This is a genomic window from Streptomyces sp. NPDC037054, assembly GCF_055606745.1.
Map to the genome: position 1 here is coordinate 1 of NZ_JBVJSJ010000025.1, position 21946 is coordinate 21946.

At 74.1% G+C, this 21946-nt stretch carries 21 protein-coding genes, 1 pseudogene and 1 riboswitch; of the genes and pseudogenes, 7 read left to right on the forward strand and 15 right to left on the reverse strand.

What is annotated here, in order from left to right; all coding sequences use genetic code 11:
* Window positions 1–178 precede the first annotated feature (178 nt).
* The 7 genes from ACZ7D7_RS33710 to ACZ7D7_RS33740 all read right to left on the reverse strand — a co-directional run bounded on the left by ACZ7D7_RS33710 (window position 179) and on the right by ACZ7D7_RS33740 (window position 7651).
* A complete protein-coding gene (locus ACZ7D7_RS33710; protein WP_470829348.1) occupies window positions 179–595 on the reverse strand; it encodes an aggregation-promoting factor C-terminal-like domain-containing protein in 417 nt (138 codons plus the stop codon).
* A gap of 327 nt (window positions 596–922) precedes the next feature.
* Entirely contained in the window at window positions 923–1753 is an 831-nt protein-coding gene (locus ACZ7D7_RS33715) for an ECF transporter S component (protein ID WP_470829349.1), read from the reverse strand.
* Window positions 1750–3588 (reverse strand): ABC transporter ATP-binding protein, encoded by a 1839-nt coding sequence (locus ACZ7D7_RS33720; RefSeq protein WP_470829350.1) that lies wholly within the window; start codon window positions 3586–3588, stop codon window positions 1750–1752. The genes ACZ7D7_RS33715 and ACZ7D7_RS33720 overlap by 4 nt, the downstream gene beginning before the upstream one ends.
* Window positions 3585–4769: a CbiQ family ECF transporter T component gene (locus ACZ7D7_RS33725; RefSeq protein WP_470829352.1), complete on the reverse strand. Its 1185-nt coding sequence runs from the start codon at window positions 4767–4769 to the stop codon at window positions 3585–3587. The genes ACZ7D7_RS33720 and ACZ7D7_RS33725 overlap by 4 nt, the downstream gene beginning before the upstream one ends.
* Window positions 4762–5421, reverse strand: coding sequence for an SCO2322 family protein (locus ACZ7D7_RS33730; RefSeq protein ID WP_470829353.1), 660 nt, complete (start codon window positions 5419–5421; stop codon window positions 4762–4764). The genes ACZ7D7_RS33725 and ACZ7D7_RS33730 overlap by 8 nt, the downstream gene beginning before the upstream one ends.
* Window positions 5418–6650 carry a prenyltransferase/squalene oxidase repeat-containing protein gene (locus ACZ7D7_RS33735; protein WP_470829354.1) on the reverse strand — a complete coding sequence of 411 codons (1233 nt, stop codon included), beginning with the start codon at window positions 6648–6650 and terminating at the stop codon, window positions 5418–5420. The genes ACZ7D7_RS33730 and ACZ7D7_RS33735 overlap by 4 nt, the downstream gene beginning before the upstream one ends.
* A gap of 134 nt (window positions 6651–6784) precedes the next feature.
* Window positions 6785–6911, reverse strand: a riboswitch (cobalamin riboswitch).
* 83 nt (window positions 6912–6994) lie between these two features.
* Window positions 6995–7651 (reverse strand): TetR family transcriptional regulator, encoded by a 657-nt coding sequence (locus ACZ7D7_RS33740; RefSeq protein ID WP_470829355.1) that lies wholly within the window; start codon window positions 7649–7651, stop codon window positions 6995–6997.
* 237 nt (window positions 7652–7888) lie between these two features.
* On the opposite strand from ACZ7D7_RS33740, the gene ACZ7D7_RS33745 reads away from it, so the two are divergent.
* From ACZ7D7_RS33745 to ACZ7D7_RS33755, 3 genes are read left to right on the forward strand one after another with little or no spacing between them, the layout of a single operon-like run.
* The gene (locus ACZ7D7_RS33745) at window positions 7889–9412 is read left to right on the forward strand and encodes a glycosyltransferase family 4 protein (RefSeq protein WP_470829356.1); all 1524 of its coding nucleotides are present in this window, start codon (window positions 7889–7891) and stop codon (window positions 9410–9412) included.
* A complete protein-coding gene (locus tag ACZ7D7_RS33750; protein WP_470829358.1) occupies window positions 9406–10149 on the forward strand; it encodes a class I SAM-dependent methyltransferase in 744 nt (247 codons plus the stop codon). Before ACZ7D7_RS33745 ends, ACZ7D7_RS33750 begins: the two co-directional genes overlap by 7 nt.
* A complete protein-coding gene (locus tag ACZ7D7_RS33755; protein ID WP_470829359.1) occupies window positions 10146–11219 on the forward strand; it encodes a prenyltransferase/squalene oxidase repeat-containing protein in 1074 nt (357 codons plus the stop codon). Before ACZ7D7_RS33750 ends, ACZ7D7_RS33755 begins: the two co-directional genes overlap by 4 nt.
* A gap of 34 nt (window positions 11220–11253) precedes the next feature.
* Here ACZ7D7_RS33755 and ACZ7D7_RS33760 read toward each other — a convergent pair whose 3' ends face one another.
* Window positions 11254–11547, reverse strand: a complete 294-nt coding sequence (locus ACZ7D7_RS33760) for a hypothetical protein (protein WP_470829360.1) — start codon at window positions 11545–11547, stop codon at window positions 11254–11256.
* Between the two features lie 119 nt (window positions 11548–11666).
* On the opposite strand from ACZ7D7_RS33760, the gene ACZ7D7_RS33765 reads away from it, so the two are divergent.
* Window positions 11667–12215, forward strand: coding sequence for a hypothetical protein (locus tag ACZ7D7_RS33765; RefSeq protein WP_470829362.1), 549 nt, complete (start codon window positions 11667–11669; stop codon window positions 12213–12215).
* Between the two features lie 122 nt (window positions 12216–12337).
* The gene (locus ACZ7D7_RS33770) at window positions 12338–12661 is read left to right on the forward strand and encodes a putative quinol monooxygenase (RefSeq protein WP_470829364.1); all 324 of its coding nucleotides are present in this window, start codon (window positions 12338–12340) and stop codon (window positions 12659–12661) included.
* Between the two features lie 81 nt (window positions 12662–12742).
* Here the strand turns inward: ACZ7D7_RS33770 and ACZ7D7_RS33775 are convergent, their stop codons facing one another.
* From ACZ7D7_RS33775 to ACZ7D7_RS33790, 4 genes are all read right to left on the reverse strand, one after another.
* Complete coding sequence (locus ACZ7D7_RS33775; RefSeq protein ID WP_470829365.1) at window positions 12743–13534, reverse strand: hypothetical protein; 792 nt, start codon at window positions 13532–13534, stop codon at window positions 12743–12745.
* A gap of 158 nt (window positions 13535–13692) precedes the next feature.
* Window positions 13693–14661, reverse strand: a complete 969-nt coding sequence (locus tag ACZ7D7_RS33780) for an N-acetylmuramoyl-L-alanine amidase (protein WP_470829366.1) — start codon at window positions 14659–14661, stop codon at window positions 13693–13695.
* A gap of 22 nt (window positions 14662–14683) precedes the next feature.
* Window positions 14684–15334, reverse strand: a complete 651-nt coding sequence (locus tag ACZ7D7_RS33785; protein ID WP_470829367.1) for a class I SAM-dependent methyltransferase — start codon at window positions 15332–15334, stop codon at window positions 14684–14686.
* A gap of 58 nt (window positions 15335–15392) precedes the next feature.
* The gene (locus ACZ7D7_RS33790; protein ID WP_470829368.1) at window positions 15393–17207 is read right to left on the reverse strand and encodes an MFS transporter; all 1815 of its coding nucleotides are present in this window, start codon (window positions 17205–17207) and stop codon (window positions 15393–15395) included.
* A gap of 391 nt (window positions 17208–17598) precedes the next feature.
* Between ACZ7D7_RS33790 and ACZ7D7_RS33795 the strand changes: the two genes are divergently transcribed.
* Entirely contained in the window at window positions 17599–18351 is a 753-nt protein-coding gene (locus ACZ7D7_RS33795) for a class I SAM-dependent methyltransferase (protein WP_470829373.1), read from the forward strand.
* 60 nt (window positions 18352–18411) lie between these two features.
* Here the strand turns inward: ACZ7D7_RS33795 and ACZ7D7_RS33800 are convergent.
* A pseudogene (locus ACZ7D7_RS33800) lies at window positions 18412–18855 on the reverse strand (response regulator); the annotation flags it as partial.
* A gap of 344 nt (window positions 18856–19199) precedes the next feature.
* Here ACZ7D7_RS33800 and ACZ7D7_RS33805 point away from each other — a divergent pair.
* A complete protein-coding gene (locus tag ACZ7D7_RS33805; RefSeq protein WP_470829370.1) occupies window positions 19200–20078 on the forward strand; it encodes a MaoC/PaaZ C-terminal domain-containing protein in 879 nt (292 codons plus the stop codon).
* Between the two features lie 181 nt (window positions 20079–20259).
* On the opposite strand, the gene ACZ7D7_RS33810 is transcribed toward ACZ7D7_RS33805, so the two are convergent.
* Window positions 20260–20418: a hypothetical protein gene (locus ACZ7D7_RS33810; protein ID WP_470829371.1), complete on the reverse strand. Its 159-nt coding sequence runs from the start codon at window positions 20416–20418 to the stop codon at window positions 20260–20262.
* Window positions 20419–20516: 98 nt separating this feature from the next.
* Window positions 20517–21722: a hypothetical protein gene (locus tag ACZ7D7_RS33815; RefSeq protein WP_470829372.1), complete on the reverse strand. Its 1206-nt coding sequence runs from the start codon at window positions 21720–21722 to the stop codon at window positions 20517–20519.
* Window positions 21723–21946 lie beyond the last annotated feature (224 nt).

Below are 21946 nucleotides of genomic sequence, written 5' to 3' on the forward strand. Positions count from 1 at the left end.
CCCCCAGGTCATGCCTTCGACAGAGGGGACACAGTCATACCGGGCCCGGAGGCCAGCAGCCCCATTGCAGGACCGCGAAGAACATAACGGGGGCGGTGTCCGCGATGGCGAAGGCGGCGGCCTAGGGGATGAGGCCGCCGCCTTCGGTTCGGGGGAGTGGGGTGTGGGCGGGTGCGGGTCAGTACCAGCCGTTGGACTGCCAGAAGTCCCACGCGCCGCAGGCGCTGCCGTAGCGGTCCTTCATGTAGTCCAGGCCCCACTCGATCTGGGTGGCGGGGTTGGTCCTCCAGTCGGCGCCGGCCGAGGCCATCTTGGAGCCGGGCAGGGCCTGGACGAGGCCGTAGGCGCCGCTGGAGGTGTTCGTGGCGTTGACGTCCCAGCCGCTCTCGTGCTCCACGATCTTCGAGAAGCACTGGTACTGGTCCGAGTCCGCGATCATCCTCTTCGCGACCGTCTGCGCCGAGGAGGCGGCCGTCGGCGCGGCCTGGGCGGGCGCTGCGGCGATCAGGGTGCCGCAGGTGGCGGCGGCCACGGCGGCACCGGCGAGGGCCTTCTTCGGGGCGGCGGCGCGGAGGAGGAGGGACGCTGCGGACACGGGGGGCCTCTCGTCGGGGTCGGGTCGGGGCGTCGCGGTGCCTGCCGTCGGCAGGAGGGGCATACGTCGGCGCCGCGACCCGTGGGTACGTCGGCGCCTGGCGACCGGTCCAGAGAAACAGTCCGGTCATTCGTCCGCAATGACCCCATTTACTAGGTCTGGTCGCATGTCCTTGTGTACGTGCCTGTGTGGTGCGGCGCGCTGTGCCCGCGTGGCGGCGGGCGTCGCGGTGCGCGGCGCGTACGGCCCCGCTTCGTAGGGGACCTACGGCCTGTGGGGCGGCTCACCCCGAGGCTCGGGTCGTCGTGACCGGCCGTGTCCGCGGGCCTACTCGCCGCGTGCCTCGAATGTGACCGGCGTCTCGAACGCCGCCCGGCGAGTGGCGCGGCGCAGCGCTCGTAGCACTGGGCGGCCCAGTGTCAGCGTCAGGACGACCGTGCAGATCGCCCGGCCCAGGTCCCAGCCGAGCGACGTGGCCAGGCAGTACGCCACGAAGCGCGCCAGGTTCTCGGGGACCGACGCCTCCGCGTCGAAGGCGATGTTGGAGGACAGGGCGCCGAGGAAGGGCCAGCCCGCCATGTTCATCACCGTGCCGTAGGCGAACGCCGCCACGAAGCCGTACCCGGCGAGCAGGATCAGTTCCCACCTGCCGCGCAGCCGGTCGGGGCCCGGCAGCAGGCCCGCGCCCATCGCGAACCAGCCCATCGCCAGCATCTGGAACGGCATCCAGGGCCCCACCCCACCCGTGAGCAGCGCCGACGCGAACATCGTCACCGAGCCCAGCACGTACCCGAAGCCCGGCCCGAGGACCCGTCCGCTCAGCACCAGCAGGAAGAACATCGGCTCGATGCCGGCCGTGCCCGCCCCGATCGGCCGCAGCGCCGCGCCCGCCGCCGCGAGCACGCCCAGCATCGACACCGCCTTCGGACCGAGCCCGGACTCCGAGATCGTCGCCGTCGCCACCGCGACCAGCAGCACCAGCAGCCCCGCGAACAGCCACGGCGCGTCCTGGGAGTGCGCCGCGACCTGCGACGTCGGCGGCGCGAGGAACGGCCAGCCGATGGCCGCCACCCCGACCGTCCCGACGAGCATCAGCGCGGCGACCGAGCGCGGGCCCAACCGCACCGCGCGTGCCTGCCGCTGCAACGAATCGCTCATGGCGTCGGCTCCGTGGGGCGTGCGTCCGGCAGGCCGAGCGCCTCGCGGACCTGCGTCACCGTCAGCCAGTGCTGCGGCGCAAGGATCTTCGCCACCTGCGGCGCGAAGGACGGGGAGGACACCACGACCTCCGCCGTCGGGCCGTCCGCGATCACCTCGCCGTCCGCCAACAGCACGACCCGGTGGGCCAGTTCGGCGGCCAACTCGACGTCGTGCGTGGCCAGGACGATGGCGTGCCCCTCGGCGGCCAGCTCCCGCAGCAGCGCGACGAGGCGGGCCTTCGCCGCGTAGTCCAGGCCGCGGGTCGGCTCGTCCAGCAGGAGCAGCGGCGGGCGCGCGGTCAGGACGACGGCCAGCGCGAGGGTGAGACGCTGCCCCTCCGACAGGTCACGCGGGTGCGTGTCGTCGGCCACGCCGGGCAGCAGCGTGGACAGCAGCGCCCGGCAGGTGCCCGGCTCCGCGTCCGCGTCCCGGTCGGCGGCCCGGCACTCCGCGGCGACCGTGTCGGCGTACAGCAGATCGAGTGGCTCCTGCGGTACGAGGCCCGCGCGGCGCACGAGTTCACGCGGCGACGTCCGGTGCGGTACGGCGTCGCCGACGCGGACGGAACCGGCGGCCGGTTCCGCCAGCCCGACCAGCGCCCCGAGCAGCGTGGACTTCCCGGCGCCGTTGCGGCCCATCAGGGCGACGGCCTCGCCGGGGGAGACGGCCAGGTCGACGTGGCGCAGCGCCCGGACGCGGTCACGGCGGACGGCGAGGCCGCGAACCTCGGCGAGCGGGCCGGGAGTTGAGGGCGCGGCCGTGGTCGTGGCCGTGGCCGTGGCCGCGCGCCATCGGCGCAGGAACCGGCGCCTGCGGCCGGCCCCCGCTGCGGGACGCCGCCCCTCCACCGCCTCGCCCCCGACCGGCCTGCCGCCCACCGGCTCGCTCCCGTGCGGCGTGCCGTCCACCCGCTCGCCCTCGTACGGCTTGCCGTCCGCCGACTTCCCCCCGTCCGGCCCGCCGGCCGGTGTTTCCCGGTTCGTCAGGCGCTCGCGCAGCGTTCCCGCCCGGCGTCGGGCGTCCCGCACCGTCAGCGGCAGGGGCGTCCAGCCCGCCACCCGGCCCAGGCCGACCACCGGCGGATACACCGGCGACACGGCCATCACGTCCGCCGGATCGCCCACCACCGGCGCCGCGCCCGGCTCCGGCAGCAGCACGACCCGGTCGGCGTACTGCACGACGCGCTCAAGCCGGTGCTCGGCCAGCAGCACCGTCGTCCCGAGGTCGTGCACGAGGCGCAGCAGGACGGCCAGGACCTCCTCGGCGGCGGCCGGGTCCAGCGCGGACGTCGGCTCGTCGAGGACCAGCACGGACGGGTGCGGCGTGAGGACGGAACCGATCGCGACCCGCTGCCGCTGGCCCCCGGAGAGCGTCGCGATCGAACGATCCCGCAGGTCCGCGAGCCCCAGCAGGTCAAGCGTCTCCTCCACCCGGCGCCGCATCACGTCCGGAGCCAGCCCCAACGACTCCATGCCGTACGCCAGTTCTTCCTCGACCGTGTCCGTCACGAAGTGCGCGAGCGGGTCCTGGCCCACCGTGCCGACCAGGTCGGCGAGTTCGCGCGGCTTGTGCGTGCGGGTGTCCCGGCCGGCGACGGTGACCCGGCCGCGCAGGGTGCCGCCGGTGAAGTGCGGGACGAGTCCGTTGACCGCGCCGAGCACCGTCGACTTGCCGACGCCCGACGGCCCGGCGAGCAGCACGAGTTCACCCTCCGGGACCTCGAAGTCGATGCCGGTCACGGTGGGGCGGGCCGCGCCGTCGTACGTCACGGAGACGTCCTCGAAGCGGATCACGGTTGCTCCTCGGATGCGGAGGTCGGGGGCGGGGCGACGAAGGCCGGCAGCAGGCCCAGCAGGATCGCCGCCGCCGGCCAGAGGGGGAGCGTCGGGGCGACGAGCGGGACGACGCCCGGATGCAGGGCCGCCGGGTCGCGTACGGCGGCGAGCGTGAGGCCGGCGGCCACGGCGGCGCCGGACCCGACGACCAGCCGGGCGCGGGCGTCCCAGCGGTCCGGGCGGTACCCGGTCCGCAGTGACCGGCGCCCGCCGAGCCACAGCCCCGCCAGCGCGGTCGCCAACCCGGCGAGCAGCACCGGCAGTCCGTACGTGCCGCCCGCCGCGGTCAGCATCCCGTACGTCCCCGCGCACACCCCGAGCAGGCCGGCCAGCGTCAGCGCGGCGGTCGTACGCCGTACGGCCGCGGGGACTCGGGCGGTACGGCCGTAGCCGCGGGAGTCCATCGCGGCGGCGAGCGCGACGGAGCGTTCCAGCGCGCCCTCCAGGACCGGCAGGGCAACCTGGAGCAGGCCCCGCAGGCCCTTGTCGGGGCGGCCGCGCAGCCGGCGGGCGGCGCGCAGCCGCTGGACGTCGGCGATGAGGTTCGGGGCGAAGGTGAGGGCGACGACGACGGCGACGCCGGTCTCGTACAGGGCGCCCGGGAGGGACTTGAGGAGGCGCGAGGGGTTCGCGAGGGCGTTCGCCGCGCCGACGCAGATGAGGAGCGTGGCCAGTTTCAGGCCGTCGTACAGGGCGAAGACGAGGGGTTCGAGGGTGACGTCGCCGCCGAGGCGGATGCCCTGGGCCCAGGCGGGGAGGGGGAGTTCGGGGAGGGTGAGGAGGGTGCGGGAGCCGGGGATCGGGGAGCCGAGGACGACGGTGAAGGCGACGCGGATGAGGAGAACGGCGAGCGCGAGCTTGACGAACGTCGAGTAGGAGCGGGACCAGGGGGTGTGGGGGCGGCGGGCCGCGACGACGTAGGCCGAGACGGCGATGAGGAGGGTGAGGAGGAGGGGGTTGGTGGTGCGGGTGGCCGCGATGCCCAGGGATATCGCCCAGAGCCACCAGGCGCCGGGGTGCAGGTGCGCACGGCGCCGGTCCCGGTGGCGAGGGGTGGGGACACGTGCCGGCGTTGGCCGGGTGCCGCTTTCCGTGGGACGGGCGCCGCCCCGGCGGCACGACTGTCCGCGGTTACGCATGCCTGCGCCGGAACTGCCAGACCGCCGCCGCTGCCAGGACGGCCACGAGTGCGCCGCCCGCTGTCCAGCCCAGCGACGGGCCTGTCTCTGTTGCCGGCTCTGCTGCCGGCTTCTCTCGTTCCTCCGTCCTCTCCTTCGCCACCTGCTCCCCGCACCCCCGCTCCGGATAGCCCCCGATCGCGCACAGCAGGGCGTTCGTGTCGTAGCGGAGGGGCTTGGCCACCGTCGACAGGGCGTCGGACGTCGTCGCGTCGGGGGAGACGCTCGCGCAGGCCGTGCGCGGGGCGGGTGGGGTCTCCCCGGCCGGGGCGTCCTGCCGCGTGCCGAAGTCGAGGACCAGGGCGATCCGCTTCCTGCCCTCCCGCTTCGGGGTGGACGCGCAGATCGTCGCGAAGTCGGCGGCGCCGCGCGGTTGGGCCGCGTTGCCGGAGTTCTCGCTCACCGCGAAGCGGAAGCCCTGGACGTCGCCGTCGGAGGGGCGGGCCGTGGCCGGGCCCTGGGTGGCGTACGTCCAGCCGTCGCCGGCGCGGTCCCAGAAGGACCAGTAGCGGTAACCGGCGGCCTGTGCCGGGCCCGCGCCCACGCCCGTGCCGACGCCCGCGCACAGCACGAGCGCGGCCAGGAGCAGGGCCCGCGAACGGCGGCCGGTCACGGCTGCTGCTTCCGGCGGCCGCTGAGCAGGAAGCCGAAGCCGATGCCGATGACCACGCAGACGCCCACGTACCACCAGACGCCGAACGGGGAGTCTTCCTTCGTCTCCTCCCCCTTCTTCCCGGCCTCCTCGCTGTCTCCCTTCTCCGCCTGCGGGGCCGGTCCCGTCGCGTTCAGCTGCTTCACCAGGTCCTTGCCGCCGAAGTCGCGCGGGTCCGTGCCCGTGGCGTGGGCCGCGAAGACGAGCTGGGCGTACGCCGCGGGGCCGCTCTGCTCGGCCCAGGCCGCGGAGTTCCGCTTCAGCCAGTCCAGGGCCTTGGCCGCCTGGCGGTCGGCACCCTGTGCGGCGAGGGCGACGACGGCGTCGGCGGTGTTGCCGTGGTCGGGGCCGCCCGTGCCGGCCAGCGTCAAGTGGCCGTTCTTCGCGAGGGACTTGGCGAGGTACGCGACGCCGTTGGCGGCGGCCCGCTCCGGGGTGGCCTCGCCGGCGTCGGAGCAGGAGGGCTCGACGGCCGTGTCGGGCTTCTCGGCCGCGTCGACCACCAGGCCCTCGCCGAGGGCGCCGAGGACACCGGCGGCGGTGGCGTCGGCGTTGGCGGCCAACGTGCCCTTCTTGTCCGGCTGGAAGGCGAACGCGCCCGCGTCCTTGCCCTCGCCCTCGCAGGGCAGCGAGAGCTTCAGCAGGGCCGCGTAGGGAGACTTCCCGCCCTTCACGACCTCCGCCGGCTTCTCCCCGGCCGCCGCGAGCGCGCCGATGACCACGGACGTGGAGTTCGTGTCGCTGGCGCCGCCGGGGACGTAGCCCCAGCCGCCGTCCTCGTTCTGCACGGACTTCAGCCAGTCGACGGCCTTGTCGGCGGCGGCGTCGTGGCCGCCGAGCGCGGTCAGGGCCTGGACGGCGGCGGCCGTGTTGTTCGTGTCGACCGTCGTCTTGGCGTCGCACGGCTTGGCCGGCTCGGCGCGGAACGGGGCGAACGCGCCGTTCGCGCACTGCTGGCGCACCAGCCAGTCGACGGCCTTCGGCGCGGGCGTCACCTTCACCGTGTGCTGGGCGAGCAGGGCGAGGGACTGGCGCCAGACGCCGTCGTACGTCGGGTCCGTCTTGCCGTACAGGCCGGACGGGAGGGCCGCGGACGGCGACGGCGACGGGGACGAGTCGGCGGCGGCCGGTGCGGCGGCACCGATCACGGCGGTGGCGGCCAGGACCGCGGCGCTGCGGCGGACGTTCATGATCGGCGGGTGCCTCTCCCTGCGGGGAGCCGGGCAGCACGGGGCACCCCCGGCGGCTCGGCTCCGTATACCTCGACGGTGCCGTGCTCCGGCGGACTGCCGGGCACGTGAGCCGTTCACGAACCGTGCGGGGCGATCCGGCTCACCACCGGGCGGGGCCCTGGTGGTTCACGGTTGCGGGTCAGCGCCGGAATTGCACCGGCTTCCCCCCGTACGGGTGTGATGACGACTGGCCACTCTACCCGGCCGTAGGGAAGGCGCCGAGGTGAGATGGGCGACTGCCGGAACCGGAACCGAAACCGGAACCGGAACCGGGAGCGGAACCGAAACCGGAACCGGAACGGCTACCCCTCCCGCCCCGTCGCTGTCCCCGCCCCCATCCCCGGCGCCGTCAGGTCGATGAGGCGGCACGCCGTCTCGATGTCCCTCTGCACCTCCGCTATCGACGCCCGGCCCGACAGCCACGTGATGAGGGCCGAGTGCCAGGTGTGCTCGATGACGCGGATCGCGGAGAGCTCGTCGGGGGTCGGGGCCGGGCGGCCCGCCGCCTCCAGGATGATCGCCGTGGTCCGGCGTGAGACCTGTTCCACCTCCGCGCTCACGCTGCGGTCCGCGAAGGTCAGGGCCCGGACCATGGCCTCCGCCAGATGCGGCCGGCGCTGGAGGGAGTGGAAGGCGCGCATGAGGGTCTCCGCGATCCGGTCGGCCGCCGTCTCGCCCGCCAGCGGATGCTTGCGGAGGGTGCCGTGCAGCCGCGCCAGCTGGTCCTGCATCGTCGCGACGAGCAGATGGACCTTGGACGGGAAGTACCGGTACAGCGTGCCGAGGGCGACCTGTGAGGACTCCGCGACCTCCCGCATCTGCACCGCGTCGAACCCGCCCCGCGCGGCCAGTTGCGCGGTCGCGCGCAGGATGCGGCGGCGGCGCGCCTCCTGCCGTTCGGTCAGCGGGGCCGCGGCCGGTCCCGCCGCGCCCGCCTCCGCTGTGGATCCCGCAGCCATGGTGCCGTCCCGTCCGTTCCCGTGCGTTCCCGTGCGTTCCGTGACAGTCGGTGAGGGCGAGTGATCGCACAGCATGCCAGGGTTGCGCGCCGTGGCGCGAATCACCCGATCCACTGGCCACAGCGCCCCTACCTGCCGGTAGATTCGGAGCCTCTTGAACGATCAAGTCTGAAACTTGTTCTAGATTAGCGTCCCGTCGTAATCTCGCGGGACAGTGCAGGGAGAAGGGGGCCCAGAGTGACCGCTGAGGCCAGGGAGGCGGCGTCCCCGGAGGGCCTCGCTGCCGACGGCGGGCGACCGCTCCGCATCGCGCTCCTCACGTACAAGGGAAACCCGTTCTGCGGCGGCCAGGGCGTCTACGTCCGGCACCTCTCGCGCGAACTGGCCCGGCTCGGACACCGCGTGGAGGTCATCGGAGCCCAGCCGTATCCGGTCCTCGACGTCGTCGACGGCACAGGCACAGACGGAGGTCCGGGACCGGGCGCGGGCGGCGGACCTGTCCTCACCGAGCTGCCGAGCCTCGACCTCTACCGCCAGCCGGACCCCTTCCGCACTCCGAAGCGGGACGAGTACCGCGACTGGATCGACGCCCTCGAAGTGGCCACGATGTGGACCGGCGGTTTCCCCGAGCCGCTCACCTTCTCGCTGCGCGCCCGCCGCCATCTGCGCGCCCGGCGCGGCGAGTTCGACGTCGTCCACGACAACCAGACGCTCGGCTACGGCCTGCTCGGCGACATCGGCGCGCCCCTGGTGACCACCATCCACCACCCCATCACCGTCGACCGGCAGTTGGAGCTGGACGCGGCGCGGAGCCGGCGCCGCCGGTACGCGGTGCGCCGCTGGTACGCCTTCACCCGCATGCAGAAGCGCGTCGCGCGCCGCCTGCCGTCCGTGCTGACCGTGTCCGGCTCCTCCCGCCAGGAGATCGTCGACCACCTCGGCGTACGGGACGACCGCGTCCACGTCGTCCACATCGGCGCCGACACCGACCTGTTCTCGCCCGACCCGTCGGTGCCGCAGGTGCCGGGGCGGATCGTGACGACGTCCAGCGCGGACGTGCCGCTCAAGGGGCTGGTGTTCCTGGTCGAGGCGCTGGCGAAGGTGCGCACCGAGCACCCCGACGCCCACCTCGTCGTCGTCGGCAAGCGGCCCACGGGCGGGCCCGTCGCCAAGGCGGTCGAGCGGTACGGGCTCGACGGCGCCGTCCGCTTCGTCAAGGGCATCTCGGACGCCGAACTGGTCGACCTGGTGCGCTCGGCGCAGGTCGCGTGCGTGCCGTCGCTGTACGAGGGCTTCTCGCTGCCCGCCGCCGAGGCCATGGCCACCGGCACGCCGCTGCTCGCCACGACCGGCGGCGCCATTCCCGAGGTCGCCGGGCGCGACGGCGAGACGTGCCTGGCGGTGCCGCCCGGCGACGCCGGCGCGCTGGCCGCCGGACTGAGCCGCCTGCTGGGCGACGCCGCGCTGCGCGCGCGGCTCGGCGCGGCCGGGCGGGAGCGGGTGCTGCGCCACTTCACGTGGGCGCGGGCCGCCGAGGGCACCGTGGCCCGCTACCGGGAGGCCATCGCCGCCGCCACGCCGCCCCGGACCGCCACGCTTTCCAGCGCCACGCCCGCCGGTGCTACGGCGTCCAGCGCCACGTCCCCCACCGCTCCGGCATCCACCGCCCCGGCGTCCAGCGCCGGGACCCCCGTGTCCGTTGCCGAGGCCCCCACCTCCGATGTTGAAGGCGTCTACCCCGAAAGCAGGGCCACGTGCTGACCGTCGACTTCTCCCGGTTCCCGCTCGCACCGGGCGACCGCGTACTGGACCTCGGCTGCGGTGCCGGCCGGCACGCGTTCGAGTGCTACCGGCGCGGTGCGCAGGTCGTGGCGCTGGACCAGAACGGCGAGGAGATCCGCGAGGTCGCCAAGTGGTTCGCGGCGATGAAGGAGGCCGGTGAGGCGCCCGAGGGCGCGACCGCCACCGCCATGGAGGGCGACGCCCTCGCGCTGCCGTTCCCGGACGAGTCCTTCGACGTCGTCATCATCTCCGAGGTGATGGAGCACATCCCCGACGACAAGGGCGTCCTCGCCGAGATGGTGCGCGTCCTCAGGCCCGGCGGCCGGATCGCCGTCACCGTCCCGCGCTACGGGCCCGAGAAGGTCTGCTGGGCGCTGTCCGACGCCTACCACGAGGTCGAGGGCGGCCACATCCGCATCTACCGCGCCGACGAACTCCTCGGCAAGATGCGCGAGGCCGGGCTGAAGCCGTACGGCACCCACCACGCGCACGCGCTGCACTCGCCGTACTGGTGGCTGAAGTGCGCGTTCGGCGTCGACAACGACAAGGCGCTGCCCGTGCGGGCGTACCACAAGCTGCTGGTCTGGGACATCATGAAGAAGCCGCTCGCGACGCGGGTCGCCGAGCAGGCGCTGAACCCCCTGATCGGCAAGAGCTTCGTGGCCTACGCGACCAAGCCGCACCTGCCCCGCGTCGCCGAGGCGGACGCCACGTGACCACTCCCCGGACGGAACACCTGGTCCTGCCCGGGGTGCTGACCGCCGAGCAGGCCGCCGAGACCGTGCGCGGCATCCTCGCCGCGCAGCGCGAGGACGGCGCCATCCCGTGGTTCCGGGGACACCACCTGGACCCGTGGGACCACGTCGAGGCGGCGATGGCCCTGGACGCCGCCGGTGAACACGACGCCGCGGAACGGGCGTACACCTGGCTGGCCCGGCACCAGAACGAGGACGGCTCCTGGTACGCCGCCTACGCCGACGGCGACGCGCGCGACGTCACCGACCGCGGCCGGGAGACCAACTTCGTCGCCTATCCGGCCGTCGGCGTGTGGCACCACTACCTGTCCACGGGCGACGACACGTTCCTGGACCGCATGTGGCCGACGGTCGTCGCGGCCGTGGAGTTCGTGCTGCGGCTCCAGCAGCCGGGCGGCCAGATCGGCTGGCGGCGCGACGACGACGGCACGGACACCGCCGACGCGCTGCTCACCGGCTCGTCCTCGGTCCACCACGCGCTGCGCTGCGCGCTCGCCATCGCCGAGCAGCGCGAAGAGCCGCAACCCGACTGGGAGCTGGCGGCCGGCGCGCTGCGGCACGCGATCCGCAGGCACCCGGAGCGGTTCCTCGACAAGGACCGCTACTCGATGGACTGGTACTACCCGGTGCTGGGCGGCGCGTTGACGGGCGCCGAGGCCAAGTCCCGTGTCGAGGAGGGCTGGGACCGCTTCGTGGTGCCCGGCCTCGGCGTGCGCTGCGTCGTGCCCAACCCGTGGGTGACCGGCGGCGAGTCCGCCGAACTCGCCCTGGCGCTGTGGGCGACGGGCGAGTCCGACCGCGCGCTGGAGATCCTCCAGTCGATCCAGCACCTGCGCGACCCGGAGTCCGGGCTGTACTGGACGGGCTACGTCTTCGACGACGGCGTCATATGGCCGCGGGAGCTGACCACCTGGACGGCCGGTTCCCTGCTGCTCGCGGTCGCCGCGCTCGGCGGCCACGACGCCACCTGCGCTGTCTTCGGCGGCGAGCACCTGCCGACGGGCCTCGACCCGGACTGCTGCGACAGCTGAACCGACGCGCGGGGGAGGGGCGGTGGGCGCCCGCTCAGTGGCGGTGGACGCGGTTCGCGATCGCGTGGCCCACGAACAGGTAGACCACGGCGGCCAGTCCGTAACCGGCGACGACGCGCGCCCACTCCTCGTTGAACGTGAACAGGTCGTGGGACCAGCCCGCGAGCCAGCGGGCCGCGTCGTGGACGAACTGCACGAAGTCGTTCGCGCGGTTCGCGTCCAGCAGGTACATCAGGATCCACAGGCCCAGGATGAGAGCCATGACGTCGGCGACGATCGCTATGACCGTGCCGGCCTGATTGGCGCTGGTGCGATATCGGGGGGACATGACCGTCGGGTAACCCCGCAACGCCGGTCGAAACCCGAACGGGCCCCGTCCGATGGCGCGTTCCGGCGGGGCGGGTGACGCTGCGGGAGGAAGTGACCCGTGCGCCCCCGGAGGACCCCGTGCCCGTATCGTCCACGCGCCGAGTGATCGTCGCCCCCGTCCTGTGCTGCGCCCTCCTCTTCGGCGTCACCGCCTGCGGAGGTGACGACAGCGCGGACGCCGCCGACTCCTCGCCGACCGCGACCGGGTCCGCCGAGCGGCAGAAGTTCGCCAAGACCCGGTTCGTGGCGAACGCCGGGCTCGCGGCGGGCGCCACCTACCAGTGGATCGTGAAGCCGTGGCGCGCGGGCAAGTTCAAGAAGGGCGCCGACGGGCGGACCGCCACGCTGATCAAGGCCGGGCTCGCCGGGACGTTCGCGTACAACCGGCTCAAGGCGGCGGCGCGCAACGCCGAGGGCGACCCCACGCTGTCGAAGGCCGTCGCCCCGCTCACCGCGGGCATCGACAAGCTCAAGGACCTGCCGTCCAAGCTCCGCAAGGGCGAGACCCCGGACTCGATCGCGAACTCCTTCGACGACGTCATCAACCAGGTCAAGGACGCGGGCAAGAGCTCCGGCGCGGAAGTGAAGGACAAGGTCCCGTCGGTGGGCGAACTGCGGGGAACCTGAGCCCCGTCATCCCGGGCCACCTCCATCGGTAACCACGTTGGTGGCTACACCGACCTGTCCCGGCCGAGGGTGCTCGCGGCGCGGGGCCGGTGCGGAACCCCGACGTTCGAAAGAGACCTCCCATGATCTTCATCACCGCGAAATTCCAGGTGCTGCCCGAGCACGCCGACCAGTGGCCGGAGATCTCCGGCGACTTCACGCGCGCCACCCGCGCGGAGCCCGGCTGCCTGTGGTTCGACTGGTCCCGCAGCGTCGAGGACCCCACGGAGTACGTCCTCGTCGAGGCCTTCCGCGACGACGAGGCGGGCGCCGCGCACGTGCGGTCGGCGCACTTCAAGGCCGCCCAGGAGAAGCTGCCGCGCTACCTCGCCGCGACCCCGCGCATCGTGAACACCACGCTGGAGCAGGACGACTGGTCGGAACTCGGCGAGATGGCCGTCAAGTAGCCCTCGGCGGGCGCGAGCACGCGACGGCCCCCGCCCGGACAGGGCAGGGGCCGTCGGCCGTCGTACGGGGCGCGGTGCGCGTCAGCCGCGCTGGATGCCCGACGTGTCCTGGAGGACGCCGCGGCGGCCGTCCTGCGTCTGCGCGACCAGGGCCTGGCCGCGCTGCTCGACGGCCAGGTACCAGGTGCCCGGCGCGAGTTCGGCGATCGGCGTCGGCGAGCCGTCCTCCGCGAACAGCGGACGCGGCACCGGCACGGCGAACCAGAACGGCGAGAAGTCCCCGGCCGGCTGGGCCGCCTGCGGCTGGCCCTGCTGCGGCTGACCGCCGTAGGGCTGGCCCGGCTGCGGCTGGCCCGGCTGGGGCTGACCGCCGAACGCGGGCTGCTGCGCGCCCGGGTAGCCGTAACCGCCCTGCGGCGCGGCGCCGTACGGCTGCGGGGACGCGGGACGCGGGGCCGGGATCAGGGCGGCCTGGAGGGCGGGCACCTGCGGCGTGGCGACGGCGGCACCGGCCAGCGCCAGCGAGGCGATGAAGCCGAGGATCAGACCGGCCCCGGCGCTGGCGCCCTCGCCGACGTCCAGCAGCGACCAGAGCAGGCTCCACGCGACGAGGACCGCGAACGCCGCGCCGACCGTCCCGAGGTCGAGACCGGCGACCTTGCGGGGCTGCGGCAGGCAGCGGTTGACGACGATCAGCGCGGCACCGATGACACCACCCATGTACAGACCGAGGCCGGTGCCGAGGCTGTCCCACGCGGTGACGTCCAGATCGAACCCCTTGGCGGAGTACAGGTTGAGGAACGACGCGATGAACAGCAATACCGCTGCTCCGATCACCACGCCGTCGCCTCGAGTGAGGGAGCGGATATTCACTTCAGGTCCTTCGTAGGTCGTCTCGTCGTCGGTAGAGGCGTCGCTCTCACCGTGTCGCCGTGAGGCCCGGGTGGGAAGCGCGGGGGTGGCCCCTCATCGTAGGGACGACACTATCGTCCGTCCGGTGGAGGTGTCCGCCGGGATCAGCCCGCGGACGCCTACCCGCGCAGGAAACTCACGATTCCCTCAGAGATGCCCTGCGCCGCCTTCTGCCGCCACGCCCCGCTGGTCAGCAGCGCCGCGTCCTTGCTGTCACGCATGTTGCCGCACTCGATGAACACTTTGGGAACCGTTGACAGATTGAGACCGCCCAGGTCCTCGCGCGTGACGAGTCCGGTGCCGTCGCCGACGTAGTTCGACGGCGCGCTGCCCGTGGCGCGCAGGAACCGGCCCGCGACGCGCTCGCCGAGGTCGCGGGACGGGCCGACGATGGGCCGGGTGTCCGCGGCGCCCGCGTGCACGCTGCCCGGCAGGATCACGTGGAAGCCGCGGTTGCCGGCGGCCGAGCCGTCGGCGTGGACCGACACGACGGCGTCGGCGCGCGCCGTGTTCCCGATCCGGGCCCGCTCGTCCACGCACGGCCCGAAGGGACGGTCCGCGTCCTGCGTCAACTTCACGGTGGCGCCCTGCCGTTCGAGCAGCGCCCGCATCCGGTGCGCCACGTCCAGCGTGAACCTCGCCTCGGTGTAGCCGTCGTTGGTGGACGTGCCGGTGGTGTCGCACTCCTTGCGGCCCGTCCCGATGTCGACCTGGCGGTTGATCTCGGACGTGTGCCGGAAGTTGGCCGGGTTGTGCCCCGGGTCGATGACGACGACCTTGCCCTTGAGCGGCCCGGAGGCGGCGGGCGCCGACGACGACGCGGACTCGCGCGGCGACGCGGCGGGGGAGGAGACGGAAGGCGAGGCGCCGGGCCGCTTGCCGTCGTCGGCGCTCGGGGACGCGCTCGCGCGCGGCGCCGACGACGAGGGCGCCGCCGTGCCGCCGGAACCGCCGCCGGGGTCCCCGGCCGCCTCGTACGCGAGCCAGCCGAGCAGCGCCCCCGTCACCAGCGCGGCCGACGCCACGACCAGCGGCCGGCGGGAGCGCGGCGGGCGGGGAGGTGCGAAATCCGGGCCTGTGTACGACACGTCTGCGACTCTAACCGGGCCCTCAGATCCCCGCTCCCGTTCGCCGCAGCACCCGCAGCGAACCGGTGGCCGACTCCTCCGTGAAGGCGCCCGAGGCGAGGGCCCTGAGGTGGACGCGGTACGGGGCCTGGCCGGTGAACTCGTCCACCGGGTCCGGGAACACGTCGTGGATCACCAGCAGGCCGCCCTCCGCCACATGGGGGGCCCAGCCCTCGTAGTCGGCGGTGGCGTGCTCGTCGGTGTGACCGCCGTCCACGAAGACCAGCCCGAGCGGCGCGTTCCACAGCCGCGCGATCTGCGGGGAGCGTCCGACCAGGGCCACCACGTGCTCCTCAAGGCCCGCCCGGCGCAAGGTGCGGCGGAAGGCCGGCAGGGTGTCCATGACGCCCAGCTCGGGGTCGACCGTCTCCGGGTCGTGGTAGTCCCAGCCCGGCTGCTGCTCCTCGCTGCCCCGGTGGTGGTCCACGGTGAGCGCGGTGACGCCGGCCTGCCGGGCGGCGTCCGCGAGCAGGATCGTGGAGCGCCCGCAGTACGTGCCGACCTCCAGCAGCGGCAGCCCGAGCCGCCCGGCCCGCACGGCCGCCGCGTACAGGGCGAGGCCCTCGTCCGTGGGCATGAACCCCTTCGCCGCCTCGAACGCGGCGAGGATGTCCGGCTTGGGTGCCGCGGTCATGGAAGTGCCTCTCGGTCGTCCGTACGTCTCGCGGCCCCATGCTGCCGCACCGCGCCCGCTACGCGGTAACCGTCCCGCCGGGCGGCGTCGCGCCGGGCGGCGTCGCGCCGGGCAGTGTCCCGCCGGGCGGCGTCCCGTCGGGCAGCGTTCCGCCGGGCAGCGACAGATCCAGGTCGACGGGGCGCTCGTCCCCGCAGTGCGTCGCCGAGGACGCGCGCGGCCCGTGCCCGGCGGCCGTCACGGCCACCACGTACGACCCCTGTGACGGCACGGCGACGGCGTAACCGCCGTCCTCGCCGGACAGCGTCGTGCCGGCCTGCCGCCCGTGCCGGTCGATCAGCGTGACCTCGGCGCGCGGGACCGGCGCCCCGCCCGCGTCCAGGACCCGGCCGCGAAAGCCGCGCAGGACCTCCTCGGCGCGGGCCAGGTTCGCGTCCTCCTCGCTGCTCGCGCGCAGCTGGGGCAGGCCGGACGGGCGCTGCCCCGGCAGGAACAGCGCGAGGACCAGGCCGACGGCCACGGCGGCGGTCGCGATCACGAACGACAGCCGGAAGCCCTCCATGGTGGGTATCTCGACGCCGCCGACGGTGTCCGCGGTGTTCGCCAGCACCATGCCGATCACGGCGCTCGACGTGGACGTGCCGATGGAGCGCATGAGCGTGTTGAGGCCGTTCGCGGCGCCCGTCTCCGAGGCCGGTACGGCGCCGACGATCAGCGCGGGCAGCGAGGAGTACGCGAGGCCGATGCCGGCGCCCAGCACCACCGACGTGACGACGGTCTGCCAGGCGGCGTCCATCAGGCCGAGGCCGCCGCCGTAGCCGAGCGCGATGACGAGCATGCCGATGATCAGCGTCGTCTTCGGGCCGTACCGCGCGGAGAGGCGGGCGTAGACCGGGGCGGTGAACATCATCGTCACGCCGAGCGGGGCCACGCACAGACCGGCGACCACCATCGACTGGCCGAGCCCGTGCCCGGTGGCGGTGGGCAGCTGGAGGAGCTGCGGCAGGACGAGGGAGACCACGTAGAAGGAGACGCCGACCATGATCGACGCCAGGTTGGTGAGCAGCACCTCGCGCCGGGCCGTGGTGCGCAGGTCGACCAGCGGGGCGGCCATCCGCAGCTCCATCACCCCCCACAGCAGCAGGACGACGACGGCCGCGCCGAACAGGCCGAGCGTGGTGCCCGACGACCAGCCCCAGTCGCTGCCCTTGGTGATCGGCAGGAGCAGCAGGACGAGCCCGGCGGACAGGCCGAGCGCGCCCAGCACGTCGAAGGTGCCCTTGGCCCGCATCGGCGACTCGGGTACGACGAGCAGGGTGAGCGCGATGGCCATGACGCCGAGGCCGGCGGCGCCGTGGAAGAGGACGTGCCAGTCGGTGTGCTGGGCGACCAGGGCCGCCAGCGGCAGCGCGAGACCGCCGCCGACGCCGATCGAGGAGCTCATCAGCGCCATCGCGGAGCCGAGCTTCTCGCGCGGCAGCATGTCCCGCATCAGACCGATGCCGAGCGGGATCGCGCCCATCGCGAAGCCCTGCAGCGTACGGCCCACGATCATCGGCAGCAGGGCGCTGGTGAAGGCGCTGACCAGCGCGCCGACCACCATGACGGAGAGGCTGGCGACCAGCATCCGCCGCTTGCCGAACAGGTCGCCGAGCCGCCCCATGATCGGCGTCGCCACGGCGCCCGAGAGCAGGGTCGAGGTCAGGACCCAGGTGGCGTTGCCCGCCGAGGTGTCCAGCAGCCGGGGCAGGTCCTTGATGACGGGGACGAGCAGCGTCTGCATCACCGCGACCGCGATGCCCGCGAAGGCGAGCACCGGGACCACGGCCCCGCCCGCTTTGCCGGCGGGCCGGTCGGTCGTCGTCAGCGTCATGGAACGAGGCCTCCAGAAAAGATCCCAGCCGGTATGTGCACCGTGAACCCCGTGCGCTCGGGCAACTATTCCGTTGCTTTGGCAGTCTAACGAAATCTTGACCGGGTCTTGGGGTGGGTGGGGGAGCGGGGAGCGGGATCTCGCAGAGGGCGGTGAAAAGGGCCCTGAGGTCGGCGGCGGAAGGGGCTGCCTGCGGCCTTCGGGCGGGCGCCACGGGATGGGGCGACCGGGCCCGGTGTGATCCCTCGCGGATGGCCCCGGCGCCCCGCCAAACGGCCGGACGGCGCCTCGGGGTGGGGTCGTGAAAGGCGGCCTGACCTGGGGTTTTCCGGTCTTCGTCGATAGAATCACGGGGACGTGGAAGGGGGGCCGGATGGACCGGCACGTACGTTTGGACCGGCACGTGCGCACAGTCGACGACGTACTCGCGCTCCTGGACGACCTGTTCGCGCCGGGCGCCGACCGGTGGGCGGGGCGTGGCGGCGCCGACTGGTGGGACGGCTTCTACGCCGACCGTTCCCGGCAGGTGCCGTTCTTCGTGGCCAAGCCCGACGAGAGCCTCGCCGGCTGGCTCGACCGCGGCCTCCTCACTCCCGGCCGCGCCCTGGAGCTCGGCTGCGGACCCGGCCGCAACGCCCTGCACCTGGCGGCGCGCGGCTTCGAGGTGGACGCCGTGGACCTGTCGCCCACGGCCGTCGAGTGGGCGCGGGAGCGGGCCCGGGAGACGGGGGCCGAGGGTGTCCGCTTCCACTGCGGCGACGCCTTCGCGCTCGCCGGTGCGGAACTGCCCGGCCCCTACGACCTCGTGTACGACTCCGGCTGCTTCCACCACCTGCCGCCGCACCGGCGCGTCAGCTATCTCGCCCTGCTGGACCGGGTGCTGGCGCCCGGCGGCGCGTTCGTGCTGACCTGCTTCGCGGCCGGTGCCATGGGCTCGGAGCTGCCGGACGCCGATTTCTACCGCCAGGGCGGGCTGCACGGCGGCGTCGGCTACACCCCCGAGTCGCTGCGCCACATCTTCGCCGAACCGGCGGGCGGCGATCTGACGGAAGTCGAACTGCGCCGCATGCGCGACGAACCGGAGGACTCGCCGCACTTCGGGGAGGACTTCCTGTGGGCGGCGCTGTTCCGGCGCAGGCCGTAGGTCGTAGGCCGCAGGGCAGCGGGCAGCCGTGGTCCACGCGGGCGGCGGGGCGTCTCAGGCCGGCCCGGGGTCCAGGGTCTCGGTCGAGGCGAGCGCCGGGTCGATCACGGTCTCGCCGGTGAGCGCTCGGCGGATGGCGGCGGCGAGCTCGTGCACGGGGCCGTCCTTGACGAGGAAACCGGCGGCGCCCGCGGCCAGCGCCCGGCGCAGCAGGCCCGGCCGGGCGTACGTCGTGAGGACCAGCACCCGGCAGTCGGGCGCCTGGCCGCGCAGCTCGGCGGCGACGTCCAGGCCGCTCGCGCCGGGCAGTTCGACGTCGAGGAGCGCGACGTCGGGCCGGTGGACGAGGACGGCGTCCACGACCTCCTCCCCGGCCCGCACCTGCGCCACGACCGTGATGTCCGGCTCCATCCCGAGCAGCATCGCGAGCGCCCCGCGCGTCATTCCCGGGTCCTCGGCCAGCAATACCCGGATGGACTTCGCGGGCCGGTATGTACGGGGCATTTCGTTCACGGAGCAAGAGTAGGGCCGCGAGGCGGAACACGCGGCGGTCGCGCGACGCCCGGTCGGGCAAAGTGGGCCGTCGTGGAGGGCGGCCGGCTGTGCGGCGTGGCCGACTGTGCGGCGTGGCCGGTTGCCGGGCGCGGCCGGCTGTGGGCGCGGGCGTTCGCTGAGTGAGGCCGGCTGTGGAGCGTGGCCAGTCGCTGAGCGCGGCCGTCCGTGGAGCGTGGCCGTTCGCTGAGCGTGGCCGGTCGGGCAAAGTAGGGGGCGTTCAGCAAAGTGGGGGACGTTCAAAGGTGCTCGCGGCCCCCCGCGCCGGCCGTGCCGAAGACCCCGACAGGAGTGCCATGCCCATCGACGTCGCCCGGGCCCTCGCCGCCGCGCCCCGCGTCGAGGAGATCGCCTGGACCGACCGCGACGTACGGCTCTACCACCTCGGCATCGGCGCGGGCGTCCCCGCGACCGACCCCGCCGAACTGCGCTACACCCTGGAGTCCCGCCTGCACGTCCTGCCGAGCTTCGCGACCGTCGCCGGGGGCGGGCCGCCCGGGGTGATCGGGGCGCTGTCGATGCCCGGCGTGGACGTGGACCTGGCCGCCGTGCTGCACGCCGGTCAGCGCCTGTGGACGCACCGGCCGATCCCCGCGAACGGCGTCGCCACCGCCACGTCCCGCATCGTCGCCGTGCACGACAAGGGCAGGGCCGCCGTCCTCGTCATGCGCACCGAAGTGGCCGACGGGGACGGGCCGTTGTGGACCTGCGAGGCGGACGTGCACGTACGCGGGGAAGGCGGCTGGGGCGGCGAACGCGGGCCGTCCGGCCGGCCCGAACCACCCTCCGGTGCGCCGGAGTCGACCGTCGAGCGGTTCGTCCGCCCGGACCAGGCGCTGCTCTACCGGCTGACCGGCGACGCCAACCCCCTGCACGCCGACCCGGAGTTCGCGCGCGGCGCGGGCCTCGACCGGCCCGTCCTGCACGGGCTGTGCACCTACGGCATGACACTCAAGGCGGTCGTCGACACGCTCCTCGCGGGCGAGGTGGGCCTGGTGCGGGCGTACGCGGCGCGGTTCGCCGGGGTGGTGTACCCGGGGGAGACGCTGCGGATCCGCATGTGGCGCGGGGATGCTGAGGGGCCGGCGGCGGCCGGGGCGGTCCGCGTGGAGGTGGGCGCGGCCGACCGGGGCAACACACCCGTACTGGCGGCGGGGCGGATCGAGCACGCGTAGCGTCGGCGTCCGCGTCAACGGAACGGCCCCGCCCGTCGGTTGACGGGCGGGGCCGTGTGACGCCGATGGCCGGCCGGTGCGGTGCACCGCCGGTCGGACCTGCGGTGGACCCGCCGGTGAGACCTGCGGTGGACCGCTGGAGAGACCCGCGGGCCGCCGCGTGCGGCCGGCCGGTTGTGGGTCAGGCCGCGGTCGACTCGGACTCGTCGGCGGGCTTGCGGTGACGACCGCGCGGAGCCGCGTCGCTGTCCTGCGTGGAGACTTCGCCGCGGTGCCGGCCGTGGCCGGCGGCGATCTCCTGGACGTCGGCCGGGAGCGGCTGGTTCTTTACGTCGCTCATCGGAAGGAATTCACCCCGTCAAACATGATCTTTCCTACAGCCGGGCGAGTCTAACCGGCACACCATGGGGCGAATCCAGGCGGCCACGCCAACCGGCACTAGTTCGTTACAAGTCGTCTAAGTGGCGCTTCCCGCAAGGGCACCGGCCGTGGCGCGGCAGGCGTCGGGGGACCCTGGTCCGCCGGCCCGCCCGGCGTCGCGGAGGGGTCCTCCGCGGCCTGTGGCACGGCCGTGCCGCCCCGGACCGGATCCCCCGCGCCGTCCCTGTCCCCCCAGGGTGCCGCGAGCCGCGCCACACCGCACGGCACCTCCTCGGTGGCGTAGGGGAGTTGGAGTTCGCCTTCCCTGGACCAGCGGCCGGTGCCCGCCAACCAGCCCTTGGGCGCCGGGAGATGGTGGATGCCCCGGCCCGCGGGCCGCCACATGCCGACCCAGCTGCCCAGCGGCCCGTCCACGCGCAGCGCCACCGCGCAGGCCTCCGGCGTCAGCATCTGCCCCGGCTGCACCGAGAACGGCGTGACCGTGCAGTCCGGCACCCGCAGGCTCTCCGGGAACCGCACCGGCAGCGTGCTGCCCAGGACACCCCAGCCCAGCCGGGGCTCACCCGGCGAGGGCGCGTCCGAGGCGATCATCAGCAGCCCGCTGTCGGGGTCCGCGAGCAGCAGCCGGTCGTCGCTGTCCTCGGTGATCTCCAGCAGCGGCGACACCTCGCCGCCGCGCTCCAGGTCGACCACGACCGTCTTGGTCCGGCCGTCTCTCTCCCGGTCCACGGCCAGCATCCGCCCGGTGCCGTCCAGCCACACCCCGCCCGAGCAGCGGCCGGACACCTCGGCGAGCCGCTCGGGCCCGAAGGCCCCGCCCGCCACCAGCCACACCGCGCTGGAGCTCCGGCCCACGGCGAGGGCGTACGCGCGGTCGCCGCCGGGTGCGGGCGGCAGGAGTCGCAGCCGGGTGGCCTCGGCCGGGCACTCGACGGTGCCGAGCGGCAGCTCGCCGGTGCCGGGGCCGGTCGGGTACAGCAGCGAGAAGGCGTGCCGCCCGCCCGCCGGACGGTGGACGAGCACCCGCCCGTCGCCCATCGGCTGCACCTCCGTGCCGGGCTCCTCGGGCCGGGTGCCGGGCAGCGGCACCGCGTACGGCTCCGGTCCGTCCAGCGTCCAGCGCTCCGGGAACCACGCGTCGCCGTCCCCGGCGAGGCGCGCGGCGTAGGCGCCGTCCGCGGTGAGGGCGCAGCCTGCCCGCGTGGTCCCTTCTTCCTCGGTTTCCGCGGGTTCCGCCGTTGGCTCGATCGCACAGGCCGTCATCGTTCGGTCACCTCCGGCGACGAAACTAGTTTTCGCACGCGCGGCCGTGGGACGGACGAGGACGGGCTTCGCCCTTACGAGTGGCGCAGAAGCGATTCTGCTGAGGAGGCGGGGGTGTATGTGCTCCGCGGGGGGGGGTGTCTCTATGTCCTTCGTCAAGGACGTGGTGCCTGGTGTGCGGGTGTTGGGGGTGGTCATGCGGCGAGAGTGATGGCGGGTGTTCT